The following is a 15,415-nucleotide window of genomic DNA, read 5'->3' as shown; positions in this document are numbered from 1 at the left end:
GGGCTTGAGGGACAGCCCCGGGGGGCCGGCTGATCAGGCGGCCGCGCTACCGCTCTCCATACGGCGGCGAAGGCTCGCCGGGCGCATGTCGGTCCACACGTCGTTGATGCGGGCGAGGCACTCCTCGCGGGTGCCCTCGGTGCCCTCCGCGCTCCAGCCGGCGGGCAGTTCGCGCCCGGCGCGCCAGATCGAGTACTGCTCCTCGGTGTTGAGGACGACGCGGTAGACGGTGGTGTCGGTCAGCTCGCTGGACATGGTTCTCCTCGGTGAGGTGGTGGGGTGGGTGCTGGTGCGGACAACCGCGGGCCGTACGGGCGGGGTTCAGGACAGGAAGTCCGTGATCTCCACACCCAGGCCGAGCGCGCGGGCGCTCTCGTACACATCGACGGCCAGGGCGAGGTCGAGGACCCCGAGCCCGAACGGCGAATAGATGGTGACCTTCTTCGGCGACGGGGTGAAGGTCCGTGTCCCCGCGATGAGCTGGCCGATGGACGCGTCGATGAAGGCGCGGCCCCCGGTCATCCGCTCGGCGAGGTGCAGCGAGGTGCGCTCGCGGCACACATGGTCCGCGTCGTCCACGATGTTGTGCGCCTGGACGAGCGTCTCGGGGTCGATGTCGCGCAGCGAGATGTGCAGGACCACCGTGCCGGGCGCCGCGGCCGTCAGATCGGTGTGGGGCTCGCCCGCCGAGGTGGCGAAGGAGATCAGCGAATGGGCGGCCAGTGCCTCGTCGATGCTGGAGGCGAGAGAAATGCGGGCGTCGGGGAGAATTTCCGCACAGGCGCGGGCGAATTCCTCGGCGCGGGCCGTGGAACTGTCGTGGACCGTCACTTCCTCAAGGCTGCCGATGGCGGCCTTGAGATAGCGCAGGATCTCCCGGTTGATGACACCGCAGCCGATGAGCGAGACCCCGCCCGGACGCCGGTCACGGGTCAGCATCTCGGCGGCGAGCGCGGCACTGGCCGCCGTGCGCGCGGCCGATATCAGAGAGCCTTCGAGAAGGGCCTCCGGGTGACCGGTGCGCAGGGAGTTGAGGAGCATCGCCGCACTGGCGCGGGCGATGCCGGAATGGATGTTCCCGGGGAACGATGAAATCCACTTCATTCCGGCCGCGGGATTCTCGCCGCCCCGGTACGAAGGGAGGCCGATGATCCGGTTGGCGGGCTGGTCGGGGAAGCGGAGGAAAATGGAGTGCGGGACTGCCGTGGCGCCCTGCTCATGCAGTTCATAGGTCGCCCGGACCGTCTCGATGTGTTCCCGCTCCTTTCCGCTGAGGAGCTTTTCCACATCGGATTGACGGATTACCAGCATGGGGCAGATCAACCCTTCCACAGATGCGAGACTTCACCGAAGTTCTCCCGCACCCAGTCGTCGGAATAGATGGTCTTGAGATAGCGGTCCCCCCCGTCGGGGAAGATCAGCGCGGAAACGGAGCCGGGCGGGATGCGCGGCAGCATCCGGTCCATCGCGGCCAGCACGGCCCCGGACGATCCGCCGGCCAGGATCGCCTCCCGCGCCACCAGCCGGCGGCAGTGGACGACGCAGTCGAGGTCCGAGACGTGCACCACCTCGTCGGCCGCTCCCGGGTCCATCAGCGCCGGACGTACGGAGGCGCCGTGCCCCGGGATCAGCCGCCTGGTCGGGGTCCGGCCGAAGATCGCGCTGCCGTCGGCGTCCACCGCGACGACCGTGGTCGGCAGCCCGGCCCGGTGGATGTAGTCGGCGCAGCCGCGCAGGGTGCCGAAGGTGCTGACCGAGCAGAAGAGGTAGTCGAGCCGCCCGTCGAGGGCCTCGACTATCTCGTGCATCGTGCTCTGGTGGGCCTTCGGATTGAACAGGTTCGCATACTGATTGGGCGAGTACGCGTGCGGGACGGTGTCCAGCAGTTCGCGTACCCGGCGCAGTCTGACGGGCAGGAACTCCCCGGTAGCGGCGTCCCTTTCGTCGACCACCTCGACCTCGGCCCGGTAGGCCTTGAGGATGGCCAGATTCTGTTCGGTGGTCTTGGCGTCGACCACGCAGATGAAGCGCAGGCCGTAGTACCTGCATATCTGGGCGAGTCCGACCGCCAGATTTCCCGAACTCGACTCCACGACGACCGAACGCCCCGGCGTCAGTTCGCCGCTGCGCAGCGCCTCGGCGATCATATTGAGGCCGCTTCGGTCTTTTATACTGCCACCTGGGTTGAAACGCTCGATCTTGGCGAAGACCTCTGACTGTCCCTCGGGAAACATCCGTTCCAGCTTCACGAGGGGTGTCTTGCCGATCGTACCCAGAATCCCCGAATTCGATCTTTTCGGCATGGATTCCCTCTCACCTGTAGGCGTGCAAGGGAGACAGTAGCCGCCGCTCAAACGGGGTTACGGGTTCTGCACTGGCAGGGAAGTGCCACCGCAAGGTCCTGTCAGCCCGGGGCCGGGACAGCGCTCCGCCACGTGCCCAAGACTGGGCTCGTTCCGGAATTCACGCGTTCTCTGACTCAGGTGGAGTTGTGACGAAACCTCAGCTTGTACCGGACCGGCCGGCGCCCTATGCGCCGTACGAACTGGCCGGCCGATTCGACCGGGACCTCGGCGACCCGCACCGCCGGGATCTCCCCTTCTTCGCGGGCCGGCTCCGTGAACTCGACGCGGTGGAGGGCTTCCCCGAGGACGCGGTGCGCCGGCTCGACGAGCAGGGGCTGCCCGCGTACTACGTCCCGGCCGCGCACGGCGGGCGGCTGCGGAGCTACGAGGACCTGCTCCAGCTCGTCCGGGTGGTGGCCCGCCGCGACCTGACCGTGGCGATCGCCCACACCAAGACCTATCTGGGCTCGGTCAGCACCTGGGTGGGAGGCACCGCGGACCAGGCGCGGGCGCTCGGACGGCGGGTGTCGGACGGCGCGGTGGTCTCCTGGGGCCTCACCGAGCGCGACCACGGCAGTGATCTGCTGTCCGGCGGTCTCAGCGCCCGGCCCACGGCGGACGGCTACCGGCTCGACGGGGAGAAGTGGCTGATCAACAACGCCACCCGCTCCCAGCTGGTCTGTGTCCTCGCCCGTACCGCGGACGGGGGCGGCACCCGCGGCTACAGCCTGCTGCTGGCCGACAAGGCGGAGCTCGCCCCCGGCACGTACAGCACCCTGCCCGCCGCGAGGACCCACGGCATCCGGGGCGCGGACATCAGCGGTATCGCCTTCCACGGCGCCGAGGTCCCCGCCGGGGCACTGATCGGCGCCGAGGGACAGGGCATCGAGATCGTCCTGCGCAGCCTCCAGATCACCCGCACCATCTGCGCCGCGCTGTCCCTCGGCGCGGCCGACCGGGCCCTGCGCATCGCGGCGGAGTTCGGCCTGGAGCACCAGCTGTACGGGAAGCGGCTCATCGACCTCCCGCAGGCGCACCGGAGTCTCACCGAGGCCTACGCCGATCTGCTCGCCATGGAAGCGGTCACCCTCGTCGCCGGGCGCGGGGTCCACGCGCTCACCGAGGAGATGAGCGTGACATCGAGTGCGGTGAAGTACCTGGTGCCGAGCACCGTGGACGAACTCATCTCCTCCATGGGCCAGTTCCTGGGCGCCCGGTCCTTCCTGAGCGAGGAGTTCGCGCACGGCGCCTTCGCGAAGCTGGAGCGCGACCACCGCATCGTCGGCATCTTCGACGGCAACACCCTGGTCAACCTGAACGCCCTGATCAACCAGTTCGGCTCCCTCGCCCGGGGCTACCGCGCCGAGCGCACGGACCCCGAGGGCCTGGCCACCGCGGCGACCCTGACCACCCCGGTCCCCGACTTCGACCCGGCCCGGCTCGACCTGACCTCACGTACCGGCAACAGCATCGCCGCCTCCCTGCCCGCGGGCGTCGCCGAACTGCGGGAACTGGCCGTCGGCGGCGAGGTCACCCCGGCGCTCCTGGCGCTGGCCGAGGATCTCCTGAGGACCACCGACGAGACCCACCGGCAGATGGCGGCCCACCGCCCCACCCCGCGCGACGTACCGGCCGGGGCCTTCTCACTGGCCCACCGCTACACCCTGTGCGCCGCCGCGGCGGCCTGCGTCCAGGTGTGGCTGCGCAACCGGGACACGGTGGCCCGGGACACCGCGGCCACCGGCGCGCTCTGGCGGGACGGCCTGTGGCTGGAGGCCTGTCTGAGCCGGCTGGCGAGCCGCCTGGCCCCGGGCGTGCTGCCCGGAGCGGGCGAGGGCGCGGCCGACCCCACGGCGGTGCTCGACCGGCTGATGCCGCCGCTCCTGGACCAGTACCGGACGGGGGAGATGTTCTCGCTGCTGCCCTTCCGGCCGGCCGCGCCCACCGCCCCCGCGCACCCGGCACAGCCCCTTCTGGAGACGTCATGAACCCGATACCCGCCACCCCGTGCACCACGGCCGACCTCGAAAAGGTCCTCGGGGACGCCCACGACCCCGCCAACCCGCTGGGATTCGGGGCCGTACTCGAAGCGGACGAGCGCGCCGAGATCCTTCCCGAGGGCGAGAAGGCCCTGGACGCCTTCGGGTTCAACGCCGAATTCGTCCCCCGCCGCCTCGGCGGGCGCCTCGTCGGCATCGAGCGCCTGATGCTCATGATGCGTACGGTCTCCCGCCGCGACCCCACCCTGGCCCTCGGCTACGGCTTCACCAACTACATCTCGGGCTCCGCGATGTGGACCTCCGGCAGCGAGGCCCAGCAGCGCCGGATGGCCGACATCCTGCTCGCCGGGGGCAAGACCGCCGCCGGGTACAACGAGCTGGCCCACGGCAATGACTTCACCCGCACCGACCTCGCCGCCACCACCCGCGGCGACCGCATCCTCATCAACGGCCGCAAGCAGATCGTCAACAACCTCGGCCGGGCCGACGCCGTCGTGCTGCTCGCCCGCACCGGCGAAGGCCCCGGCAACCGCAGCCACTCCCACCTCTTCGTGGACCTCGCCCACGGTCCCGCCGACCGCGTCGACCGCGATGTCCGCTACCCCACCGTGGGACTGCGCGGATGCCTGATCGGCGGCGCCGAGTTCACCGACTACCCGGTGCCCGCCGACGCCCCGGTCGGCCCGGTCGGCGGGGCGATGGAGACCGTGCTGCGCGCGTTCCAGACCACCCGCGCCGTGCTGCCCGGCATGATGGTCGGCACCTCGGACACCCTGCTGCGCACCGTGACCCGCTTCGCGCTCGACCGCAGGCTGTACGGGCGCCGCGTCGCCGATCTGCCGCACGCCAGGGCCACCCTGACCGGTGCCTTCCTCGACCTGCTGGCCGGCGACTGCCTGTCCACCGTGGCCTGCCGCGCCCTGCACGTCCTGCCCGGCCAGACCAGCGTCCTGACGGCGGCCAACAAGTACCTCGTGCCCAAGGTGCTGCACCGGTCCTCGCACGCGCTCGGCACGGTCCTCGGCGCCAACTCCTATCTGCGCGACGGCGCGTACGGCGTCTTCCAGAAGTTCGCCCGCGACCTGCCCGCCATCACCTTCGCGCACGCCAACGCCTCGGTCTGCCAGGCCACGATGCTGCCCCAGCTGCCCCGCCTGGCGGCGACCAGCTGGCTGCGCGCCCCGCGCCCGCCCAAGGAACTGTTCGAGCTCGACGCCCCGCTGGGCGACATCGACTACGGGGCCCTGGAGCTGACCTCCCGGGGAGCCGACCATCTGACCGCGATGCTCACCCACCCGGGCACCCGGGCACTGCTGCCCGAAGCGGCGGTCCTCCTGGTGGACCTGCTGGCGGCGGACCTCGCCGATCTGCGCGAGCGCTGCCTCGCCCTGCCGCCGAGCGAACACTCGGTGGTCGCCGGCCGGGCCGGATTCGCCCTGGCCGACCGCTACTCCCAGCTCGCCATGGCCGCTTCCTGCCTCGGCGTCTGGCAGCACAACCAGCACGGCGACGACGCGTTCCTGCGCGGGACCGACTGGCTGACCGGTGCCCTGCACCGGATCGCGGCCCGGCTCGGCCACGACGTGGGCGCCCTGTCCGACTCGACGGAGCGACGGCTCTTCGAGGAACTGATCTCCAGGGAGGAAAGCCATGAGGGCTTCGACCTCGGCCGTCCGCGGCTGGCAGGCGCCTGACGTCCGGGCGTACCCGAACCCGTATCCGTACCCGGACCAAAAGCCTCTGCCGACCAACTTCCACACCCTGCACATCTCAAGGAGCCTTCTCATGACCGACCTCACCACCGACGTCACCACCGGCGTCAGCGACGACATCAGCGCCGCGGCGACCGTGGAGACCGTCCGCACCTGGCTCACCGAGCGGGTCGCGTACTTCCTCGACATCGCCCCGCAGGACATCGCCCGCGACGACCTGCTCGTCGAGATCGGCCTCGACTCCGTCTACGCGCTCACGCTGTGCGGCGACGTCGAGGACGAGTACGGCATCCTCGTCGAGGCCACCCTGGCCTGGGACCACCCCACCATCGACGCGCTCACGGCCCACATCCACTCCCAGCTCGGCGCCCGCTGATGGCGGAGACCGGACGCGGGGCACGAGCCCTGTCGGTCGGGCAGGAAGCGCTCTGGTTCCTGTACTGGATGGCCCCCGAGAGCCCCGCGTACAACGTGCAGGCCGCCCTGCGGATCCGGGGGCCGCTCGACGAGGACCGGGTCCGCCGGGCGCTGCGCTCCGTGGTGGAACGGCACGATGTGCTGCGGTCCACCTTCGCGGACACCCCGGCGGGCCCCCGGCGGCTCGTCGGGGCGGCGGAGTCGGTCACCCTCCGGGTGCGGGACGCGCCGGCCGCCCTGGACGACACCGGGATCGTCAAGGCGGTCCGGGAGTTCGGGGACACCCCGTTCGACCTCACGGGCGAGGGCACCTGCCGGGCCCTGCTGCTGCGCCTGGCGCCGCAGGACGCGGTGCTGGTGGTCTCCACCCACCACATCGTCACCGACGCCACCTCCCAGTGGCTGCTGCTCCAGGAACTGCTGGACGCCTACGCGGCGGACGGCGCCGAGCCGCCGGCCCCGCTGAAGCGCGGGTACGACGACTACGTCACCCAGGAACAGGAGCTGCTGGCCGGGCCGCGCCGCGAGAGACTCCAGGAGTTCTGGCGGGAGTTCACCGCGTGCGCCGCCGCCGCCGAGCTGCTGCCCGACCGGCCGCGCGGCGAGGACCGGCCCGGTGTGTTCAACGGGGCCACCTGCGAACTGCGCATCCCCGACGCCCTGGTGCCCCGGCTGCGCGAGAGCGCCAGACGGTCCGGCGTCACCGGATTCGCCCTGCTGCTGAGCGTCTTCCAGACCCTCGTCCACCGCTACACCGGCCGCAGCGACTTCCTCATCGGCTGCCCGACCACCACCCGCAGCGGCCCCGGCATGCGCCAGGTCGTCGGGTACCTGGTCAACACCCTGGTGCTGCCCGCCCGGTTCACGGCCACCACGACCTTCGAGGACGCGGCCCGCCAGGCGCAGCGCCAGGTCATGTCGGCGATGAAGCACATCGGCTACCCGTACGCCCTGCTCGCCGGGGAGGACCGGTACGGCAGCCGGAACCCGCCGGTGCGCATGGCCTTCACCATGGTGGCGCCGAGCCGGCTGGAACCACTGCTCCAGCAGGTCACCGAGGCGGCGGCGCGGGGCACGCGCACGGAGTACGGCGGGCTGAGCGTCTCCCTGGTCGATGTGCCGCAGCTGGAGGGCCAGTTCGACATCTCGGTGGAGATGCGGCAGAGCGCCTCCTCCCTCACGGCGGTGTTCCGGTACGCGACGGATCTGTTCGACGAGGGCACCGTCGGAAAGCTCCTGGACCACTACGTCCATCTGCTCACCGCCGCCGTCGAGGACATCGCCCGGCCCGTGTCGGAGCCCGTCCTGGTCGACACCGGCGAACTGGACGCGCTGCTGGCCCTGGGGGCGGCCGATGACTGGTGACCGCGTCCCCGTCGCCCCTTCGCCCGTACCGCCCTTCCCGACCCATTCCGTATCCAGGGGGTTCCATGTCCCAGCACCACCAGCTCATGCGGTCTCCGAGCGCCACGGCACGCATCCGCGAGAACGCGCTGGCCACGCCCGACGAGCCCGCGGTGATCTTCGTCCGCGATCCGTCCTCCCCGGACGGCGCCGAGACCTGGTCCTACGCGCGACTGGACCATGAGGCCCGCAAGGTGGCCGGCTGGCTCCAGGCGCGGTACGCGCCGGGCGACCGGGTGCTGCTGCTGTACCCCGAGAGCCTGGAGTTCGCCGCCGCGTTCGTCGGCTGCCTGTACGCCGGAATGGTCGCCATCCCGTCCTCGCTGCCTGGCCAGTACAGCCACCAGCGGCGCCGGGTGGACTCCATCGTCGAGAACGCCGCCGTCTCGGCCATCCTCACCAGCGGGGCGGCGGCTCCCTCGGTGCTGGACTGGGCCGGCTCGGACACGGCCGCCGGCATCGACTGCGCCGTCACGGACGGTCCCGCGTTCACCGACGCCCACGCGTCCGCCTGGCGCATGCCGGAGGCGGACCACGACAGTCTTGCGCTGCTCCAGTACACCTCCGGGTCGACCTCCACCCCCAAGGGCGTGATGGTCAACCAGGGGAACCTGCTGCACAATTCGCAGATCCTCAGCGAGGCGTTCGGGCTGGACCGCACCACCCGTTTCGGTTCCTGGATCCCGCAGTACCACGACATGGGGCTGCTCGCGATCCTGCTGCCTCCGCTGCTGCTGGGCGGCTCCTGCGTGCTGATGAGCCCGACCACGTTCCTGAAGCGGCCGCACTGGTGGCTCCGGATGATCGACACGTACGACATCACCTGGTCGGCGGCGCCGAACTTCGCCTACGAGCTGTGCGTACGCCAGGTCACCGACGAGCAGCTGTCCCAACTGGACCTGTCGCGCTGGCGGTTCGCCGCCAATGGCTCGGAACCGGTGCAGGCCTCCACCCTGACCGCCTTCGCCAAGCGCTTCGCCCCGGCGGGCTTCCGCAGCGACACCATGGCCCCGTGCTACGGCATGGCCGAGGCGACGGTGTTCATCTCCGGCACCGGCCCGCGCGAGCTGGCCGTCAGCCACATCGACGAGGAGCGGCTGGAGCGCCACGAGTTCCACCCGGTGAGCCTCGCCGAGGCGGGCCGCGACGTCGTCAGCTGCGGTGCCGCCGCCGCCTACGACGTACGGGTGGTCGACCCGGCCACCCGCGAGGTGCTGCCCCCGGGCCGGATCGGGGAGATCTGGCTGCGTGGCCCGAGCGTCGCCCAGGGCTACTGGGGCCGCGAGGACGTCACCCGCGAGACCTTCCGGGTGGAGACCGCGGACGGGGACGGCGGATATGTCAGGAGCGGTGACCTGGGGACGGTCCACGAGGGCGAGATCTATGTCACCGGACGCATCAAGGAACTGATCATCCTGCGCGGCCGGAACATCTACCCGCAGGACGTCGAGCACTTCCTCCGGGTGGAGGAGGACGAGCTGGTCGGCCTGTTCGGCGCGGCCTTCGTCGTCCCCGTCCAGCAGCCCGACGGCGGCGTGGAGGAGCAGCTGGTCGTGGCCCACGAGGTCCGCGGCGGCATCGGCCAGGACGGCCTCGCCGAGCTGGCCGGCCGGATCAAGGCCCACATCGCGCGCGGGTTCAGCGTGCGGCCGGGGGCCGTCGTCCTGGTCCGGCGCGGCGGCATCCTGCGCACCACGAGCGGCAAGATCCAGCGTGCCGCGATCCGCGCCACCTTCCTGAACGGCGAGCTGGAGAGCCGCCACCTGGACGTGAACGACCAGGTCGGCCTGCTGCTCGCCGGGGCCCGGGAGGCCCGCGCGGCTGCCTGAGGGAGCTGACCCACGCGAAGGGCGGGCCCGGACGACCCGGGCCCGCCCTTCGCGTGCGTGCGTGCCGATCAGTGCTGTTCGAGGCTCCGCAGCACCAGACCGGTGGGCGGCTTCGGTCCGAACGATGTCGACTTGCGCGGCATCGTGACCCCCTCACCGGCGAGCAGCCGGACGACCTCCTCGCGCACCGGGTGGAGCAGGACCGCCGTGCCGCCCAGCCGGTGCGCACGCTCGGCCGCCTCGCGGGCGTCGTGGACGTAGGCGATGTCCGCCGGGCCGTCCGGGATCCTCCACAGATGGTCGAGCAGGGTGGCGTGCAGGACCGCGGCGTCCAGCGCCCGCCAGGCGGGGGGCCGGTCCTCGGGGAGCGTACGGGCGAGCAGGTCCGGGTCGGGCCGGTCGACGAGGTGGAAGTCCGTGCCGCCGGTGAGCAGGAAGGCGTTGCCGTAGCGGGCGGCCTCGGCCAGCACCTCCAGGGCGGCGGGCAGGGGGGCCGCGACCGGCCGGACCCGGAAGGAGCCCTCGACCGCCGCCAGCGCCTCGGCCACCGGCAGCCGGCGCAGGACCCGGTGGATCGCACGGACCTGGAAGGGGTGGCGGGCGGTGTCCACCAGCAGGACGAGCCCGAAGTCCCAGGCGTCCGGGCGGGGCCGTTCGGCACGCAGCCGCAGATACGTCGCCCAGCGGTGGTGCCCGTCCGCGATCAGCGCCTGCCGGCCGGAGAGATCGGCGTCGATCTCCGCCAGCTCGGCCGGGTCCGTGACCGCCCACAGCCGGTGCCGGGTCCCGTCCGGGGTGGCGGTCGTCAGCAGCGGGGGGCGTGCCGCGGTCCGTTCGACGACGGCCCCGGCCCCGTACGGGCCGCCGTCCCCCCGGTAGGCGAGCAGCAGCGGCTCCAGATGCGCGGCCGTCGCCCGCATCAGACCGGCCCGGTCCTCGACGATGTGCGGCATCACCGCCTCGTGCGGCAGGACGATGCCCTCGTCCGGCTCGGAGAGCCGCAGTGCCCCGATCAGCCCGCGCTGCACGAAGTCCTCGCCGCGCTGCTCGCTCACGTACAGCGCGGGCTCGGAGTCCGGGGCGAGCACGCCCCCCGACAGCCAGCCGCGCAGGGTGGCGGCGGCGCGCTCGGCGCGGGCGGCGGGGGTGGCCCCCTGCGGCAGGATCAGCCGCACGATGCTGTGCGGATGGGCGGAGTCCGGATGGTGCGGCCCGTCCGGGCCCGCCCCGGCCGTGTACGGCGGCGAGGTCACGGCCGCGAGGCTGCCGACCCGCTCGGGGACGTAGCGCAGACCGCGGAAGGGATGGAGCTGCAGGCCGTTGCCCGCAGGGCCCGTGGATGTCATTGGCGCATCGTAGGAAGGCGCCTTTTCGATCCGATTTCACGCCGGGAAACCGGCGGGCGGCCGGAATCCGCCCGCCCGCCGGCCCCGTCTACCGGGTGCCGAGCAGCTGGGCCAGGGCGTCCGCGTCGACCCGGACCCCGAGCCGGGTGGTGGCGACCATGTCCGTGATCTGCGCGGTGCGTTCCTCCCACGCGGTGGCGGCCAGGAAGCGGAAGATGTCCCGGGCGTGCTGGAGCCGGGCGATCGCCGCGGGCTCGCCCCGGACGGCCTCCGCACAGGCCCGGTCGGTCTCGATCCGGGCCTGGAGGAACCGGTCCCCGACGTCCTCGGCGGCGGTGAGCGCCTCGCGCAGAATGGCCTCCGCCTCGGTGGAACGATTCTGCCGCCACTGCGCCTCGCCGAGGGCCCGCAGGGCGTACGCCTCGCCCAGCCGGTCGCCCTGTGCACGTGTCAGTGCGATGACTTCACGGCAGGCACGCTCGACACGCGGCAGTTCGCCCGCCCGGAGGTAGGCCTCCGCCAGCCGGTAGATGTTCTGCGCCTTGCCGCGTACGGAACCGGCCTCGTCGCTCGTCCGGATGGCCTCGCGCAACAGCGTGATGCCGAGATCCGTCTCGCCGCGCTCCAGCTCGATCTGGGCGAGCAGCCCGAGCGCGTGGGAGCGGCTGGTCGGGTCGTCGGTGCGGCCGAAGTAGTCGAGCGCCGCGCGGCAGTGCCCGGCGGCGTTGTCGAGGTCCCCCTTGAAACGGGAGCACAGCGCCAGGTTGCGCAGCACGATGGCCCGCTCATGGAGGTCGTCGCTCCGCTCCAGCAGCTCCATCGCCGAGGAGAGCAGGGAGTCGGCCTCGGCGTAGCGCCGCTGGTAGATCGCCAGCGTGCCGAGCGAGCGCAGCATGATCGTGGCCCCCGGGTCGTCGCCCGCGCTGCGGGCGCCGTCCAAGGCGGTCTGCGCGGTCTGCTGCCAGTCCTCCAGGTAGTTGCGCATCTCGAAGAGCGGCATGGTGCGCGCGGTCAGCCCCCAGGCGTGCGCGGAGGCCCCGCTCTGCGCGGCGTGGGCGACCATGCTGACGAGGGAGGTGCGCTCCGACTCGAACCACTCCAGGGGGTCGGCCAGCAGGTCCGCGACCGTCCCCTCGGGGAGCGTCACTTCGAGCCGGGCCCGGTGCGGGGCGAGATGGCCCTTGCCGTACAGCTGTCTGTGCGCGGCGTCGGCCAGGGTGAGCATGGTGCCGTAGGCCCGCTCGACCGTGTCCTCCCGGTCGCTCTCGGAGTCCTCGGCGTGCGCCCGCTCCCAGGCGAACAGCCGCAGCAGCTCCTGGAACCGGAACCGGACGGGCGCGCCCGGGACGATGGTGGAGACCTCCAGCAGCTGGGCGTCCACGAGTTGTTCGAGCAGGTCCTCGGCCTCGTCGATGTCCACGTCGAGGACGGCCGCGGCCGTCCAGGCGGCGAACGTGGTCACGGGCAGCAGCCCGAGCCGCCGGTAGAGCCGCGCGGCGTCCGGGGACAACTCCCGGTAGCTGAGCCAGAATCCGGCCCGCACACCACCGTCGTTCGGGCTCAGGACGTCCAGCCTGCGGTAGCGGTCCTCCAGCCGGGAGGTCAGCTGGCGCAGCGACCAGTGGGGCCGGGTGGCCAGCCGGCCCGCCGCGATGCGCAGGGCCAGCGGCAGCCGCCCGCACAGATCGACCAGCCGGGCCGCGGAGGCCGGATCGGTGGCGACCCGCTCGGCCCCGATGACGGTGGCGAGCATGCTGTCGGCCTCGTCCGGCGTCATCAGCTTGAGGTGGATCCGTACCGCCGCGTAGTCGCTGGTCAGTTCGTCCAGCGGGTCACGGCTCGTGATCAGTACGAAGCACTGGCCGCGCCCGGGAAGCAGCGGCTGGATCTGGGTGAACGAGCGGACGTCGTCCAGGATGATCAGCAGCTTGCGGTTGTTCAGGAGCGAGCGGTAGAGCGCGGACCGCTCCTGGAGATGGGCCGGGATCTGGGCGCTGGGCACACCGAGACCGCGCAGCGACTGGTCGAGCACGGACATCGGCGACAGCGGCTGGTCGAACTCGTGATAGCCGTGTACGTCGATGAAGAGCTGGCCGTCCGGGAACCGTTCGGCGACCCGGTTCGCCCAGTGCGCGGCCAGCGCGCTCTTGCCGATGCCGCTCACCCCGGAGATGACCGCGACCGAGAGGGGCCCGCGGTCGCCCGCGTCGGGCAGCAGCGCGTCCAGCACGTCGATCTCCGGCAGCCGGCCGGTGAACGCGGTGACGGGGAGCGGGAGTTGCGCGGGCACGGCGACGGCCACCCCATGGGTGTGCCCGGCGGGAGCGGGTACGGGGTCCGGGGCGGCGGGGTGCGGGGCGGCGGCGGGCACGGCGGACTGCCGGCCCGGGGCCGGGCGGAGCGGCGGGGCGGTGGCGAGGGGCGCGGACGGAACGGAGGCCGGTGCGGAGGTCCGCGCGGCGGTCTGCGCGGAGGCCGGCGCCGTGTGGGACGCGGCGGGTGGGCGACGGGCGGCCGGGGCGGGCTGGGAGGTGAACCCCTCCAGTTCGTTCGCGTCCTGGAGGATCCGCTGGTGCACTTCCTGGAGCGCGGGCCCCGGCTCGATGCCCAGCTCGTCGACGAGGGCCCGGCGCCCCTCCCGGTACACCTGGAGGGCCTCCGCCCGCCGCCCGGCCAGATGGTGCGCGTGCATGAGATGCGCCCTGGCCTGCTCGCGCAGGGGGTGCTCCTTGACGAGGGCGGTGAGCCGGGTGATGACCGAGTGGTGCCCGCCGAGCCGCAGTTGCAGCGCGGCGTACTCCTCGTTGATGTCCAGCCTGAATTCGGACAACTGTGTGACCGTGTCGTCGATCCGGTCGCCCGTCAGGCCTTCCAGGACGGGGCCGCGCCACAGGGCGAGCGAGTGCTCGAAGAGCGCGGTCGCCTCATCCACGCGTTCGTCGTGCGCCGAGGTCAGACGGGCCCGCGCGACCGATTCGCTCAGGTCCTGAAGATCGATATAGCTGTTCCTCGAATGGAGAATGTAGCCCGGGTGCCGCGTCTCGATGAGATCTTTGACCGATGCCTTTTCCCGGAAGATTTTACGAAGCGTAGTAATGCAAATGGCTATTTGGTTACGCGCGGTGGTCGGCGGGGTGCCCTGCCACACCGCCTCCGTCAGCGCCGCGACCGAGACGGTGCGGTCCGGCGAGAGCAGCAGTGTGGCCAGGACGGCCCGTTGACGTGCGCTGCTGACCCGGATCGTCTCGCCGTTGGCCGAAATCTCCAGCGGCCCCAGCAGTTTGAAGGACAGCGTGTGCGTCACTGCATGTTCCCATCCCGGTCGTATGCCCGACGGCATGCGGTCGCCATGAACCGTTCCTGTATGACGTGGCTGAAAAGAACACGCGGACGGTCGGGCTCCGGGATCTTCGTGCACTGCTGTGCCCGGGAGTCGGCGGGCTGTCGCCCGGGAGCCGATCCCGTTGTTCCGCCCTCATGGCCGGTCGGCCGGTAACACACGGATGACCGGGCGGCGTTGGTCGAAAGCGGACAATGGGCAGCAGTAGACATGTTTCCAATGATCACTACCCGGGGCACAAAGTCAATGCGGATTCCCCGGATCAATGCGTGTCGCGATTCTTGACATAATTCTGGCACGGGAGTGTCGGACGGGTGGGCGGGCCGCCGGGGTTCTCCGGCGGCAGCCGGCCGCCACCGGTCGACCGGCGAGGTCTGCATGGGCTCTGATCAGGTACGACGAGGTCGTCGCCGCCGCCGGGAACAACCGGCGAGATCGTTACCGTACCTGCCTCGCACGGATTTCGTGTCAGGGGGGCCAATCCTGCGGGGAATCCTGTGAATCCCCTTATGCGGGCGGCCGGTCATACATCGGCGGGCTGTCGCGCACCGTTACCCGGAATGCAATAATCCGCAGCCCGTTTCGGTTGCTTTACCCGATATCTTCCGGTGAATCGATGCAGTGTGTTCATGTGATCGGATATCGGAGAGCGGTGGAGAGGCGGCCGAGAGGGATCGCGGCCTTACGCGTCCTTGCGGGGCGCTTGCCGGATCGGCTGTCCGTCCTCAACGGCGCGTAAATGAAAGGGCGTTGATGGGATTAACCGGCCGCTTCGGCCAGGGATTACCGGACAGCCCCGAGGAAAGGGCAATGCGGGCCGGCGCCCCGTCCGAGGGCCGTCCGCCGGGGAGCGGTGGGGACGGGTGGTAATTGCCGGACGTATATGACGCGCGGGCCCGCACGGCTCGCGGCCCTGGGGGCGGGGGCGGCGGCCGGTGCGTCGGCCGTGAGCCGGGCGGGGGCCCCCCCCCCCCGCGCACCGCAAGAGGCGCCCCCCCGGCCCCGCGCCCCCCACACGGCCC

General features: G+C 71.6%; 10 protein-coding genes. 5 read left to right on the top strand and 5 right to left on the bottom strand.

Features of this window, described 5'->3' with window-relative positions; genetic code table 11:
- Positions 1 to 33: 33 nt before the first annotated feature.
- From ABT170_RS08800 to sbnA, 3 genes are all read right to left on the bottom strand, one after another.
- A complete protein-coding gene (locus ABT170_RS08800) occupies positions 34 to 255 on the bottom strand; it encodes an MbtH family protein (protein ID WP_329942942.1) in 222 nt (73 codons plus the stop codon).
- Positions 256 to 321: 66 nt separating this feature from the next.
- A complete protein-coding gene (gene sbnB / locus ABT170_RS08795) occupies positions 322 to 1,311 on the bottom strand; it encodes a 2,3-diaminopropionate biosynthesis protein SbnB (RefSeq protein ID WP_329942943.1) in 990 nt (329 codons plus the stop codon).
- An 8-nt stretch (positions 1,312 to 1,319) separates the two neighbouring features.
- Entirely contained in the window at positions 1,320 to 2,303 is a 984-nt protein-coding gene (gene sbnA, locus ABT170_RS08790) for a 2,3-diaminopropionate biosynthesis protein SbnA (RefSeq protein ID WP_266922587.1), read from the bottom strand.
- A 188-nt stretch (positions 2,304 to 2,491) separates the two neighbouring features.
- Here sbnA and ABT170_RS08785 point away from each other — a divergent pair, with 188 nt between their 5' ends.
- The 5 genes from ABT170_RS08785 (at position 2,492) to ABT170_RS08765 (ending at position 9,707) form a co-directional block, all read left to right on the top strand.
- Entirely contained in the window at positions 2,492 to 4,333 is a 1,842-nt protein-coding gene (locus ABT170_RS08785) for an acyl-CoA dehydrogenase family protein (protein ID WP_351865276.1), read from the top strand.
- Complete coding sequence (locus ABT170_RS08780) at positions 4,330 to 6,039, top strand: acyl-CoA dehydrogenase family protein (protein WP_329942945.1); 1,710 nt, start codon at positions 4,330 to 4,332, stop codon at positions 6,037 to 6,039. The genes ABT170_RS08785 and ABT170_RS08780 overlap by 4 nt, the downstream gene beginning before the upstream one ends.
- Positions 6,040 to 6,130: 91 nt before the next feature.
- The gene (locus ABT170_RS08775) at positions 6,131 to 6,433 is read left to right on the top strand and encodes an acyl carrier protein (protein ID WP_329942946.1); all 303 of its coding nucleotides are present in this window, start codon (positions 6,131 to 6,133) and stop codon (positions 6,431 to 6,433) included.
- Complete coding sequence (locus ABT170_RS08770) at positions 6,433 to 7,839, top strand: condensation domain-containing protein (protein WP_329942947.1); 1,407 nt, start codon at positions 6,433 to 6,435, stop codon at positions 7,837 to 7,839. The genes ABT170_RS08775 and ABT170_RS08770 overlap by 1 nt, the downstream gene beginning before the upstream one ends.
- Before the next feature lie 65 nt (positions 7,840 to 7,904).
- Positions 7,905 to 9,707 (top strand): fatty acyl-AMP ligase, encoded by a 1,803-nt coding sequence (locus ABT170_RS08765; RefSeq protein ID WP_351865271.1) that lies wholly within the window; start codon positions 7,905 to 7,907, stop codon positions 9,705 to 9,707.
- Between the two features lie 68 nt (positions 9,708 to 9,775).
- On the opposite strand, the gene ABT170_RS08760 is transcribed toward ABT170_RS08765, so the two are convergent.
- Both ABT170_RS08760 and ABT170_RS08755 read right to left on the bottom strand, forming a co-directional pair.
- Entirely contained in the window at positions 9,776 to 11,053 is a 1,278-nt protein-coding gene (locus ABT170_RS08760; RefSeq protein WP_329942949.1) for a DUF1015 family protein, read from the bottom strand.
- 88 nt (positions 11,054 to 11,141) lie between these two features.
- A complete protein-coding gene (locus ABT170_RS08755; RefSeq protein WP_351865268.1) occupies positions 11,142 to 14,357 on the bottom strand; it encodes an AfsR/SARP family transcriptional regulator in 3,216 nt (1,071 codons plus the stop codon).
- Between the last annotated feature and the right edge of the window lie 1,058 nt (positions 14,358 to 15,415).

Source organism: Streptomyces sp. NPDC001787 (assembly GCF_040297465.1).
In the GTDB taxonomy this organism is placed as follows: domain Bacteria; phylum Actinomycetota; class Actinomycetes; order Streptomycetales; family Streptomycetaceae; genus Streptomyces.
Note: the sequence above shows the minus strand (reverse complement) of the source record. Positions and strands in the feature narration are given on the sequence as shown.

What these genes read in the sequence shown, in the direction of transcription:
- ABT170_RS08800 (WP_329942942.1), bottom strand. Translation starts at nt 255, where the DNA reads ATGTCCAGCGAGCTGACCGACACCACCGTCTACCGCGTCGTCCTCAAC.
- sbnB (WP_329942943.1), bottom strand. Translation starts at nt 1,311, where the DNA reads ATGCTGGTAATCCGTCAATCCGATGTGGAAAAGCTCCTCAGCGGAAAG.
- sbnA (WP_266922587.1), bottom strand. Translation starts at nt 2,303, where the DNA reads ATGCCGAAAAGATCGAATTCGGGGATTCTGGGTACGATCGGCAAGACA.
- ABT170_RS08780 (WP_329942945.1), top strand. Translation starts at nt 4,330, where the DNA reads ATGAACCCGATACCCGCCACCCCGTGCACCACGGCCGACCTCGAAAAG.
- ABT170_RS08775 (WP_329942946.1), top strand. Translation starts at nt 6,131, where the DNA reads ATGACCGACCTCACCACCGACGTCACCACCGGCGTCAGCGACGACATC.
- ABT170_RS08770 (WP_329942947.1), top strand. Translation starts at nt 6,433, where the DNA reads ATGGCGGAGACCGGACGCGGGGCACGAGCCCTGTCGGTCGGGCAGGAA.
- ABT170_RS08765 (WP_351865271.1), top strand. Translation starts at nt 7,905, where the DNA reads ATGTCCCAGCACCACCAGCTCATGCGGTCTCCGAGCGCCACGGCACGC.
- ABT170_RS08760 (WP_329942949.1), bottom strand. Translation starts at nt 11,053, where the DNA reads ATGACATCCACGGGCCCTGCGGGCAACGGCCTGCAGCTCCATCCCTTC.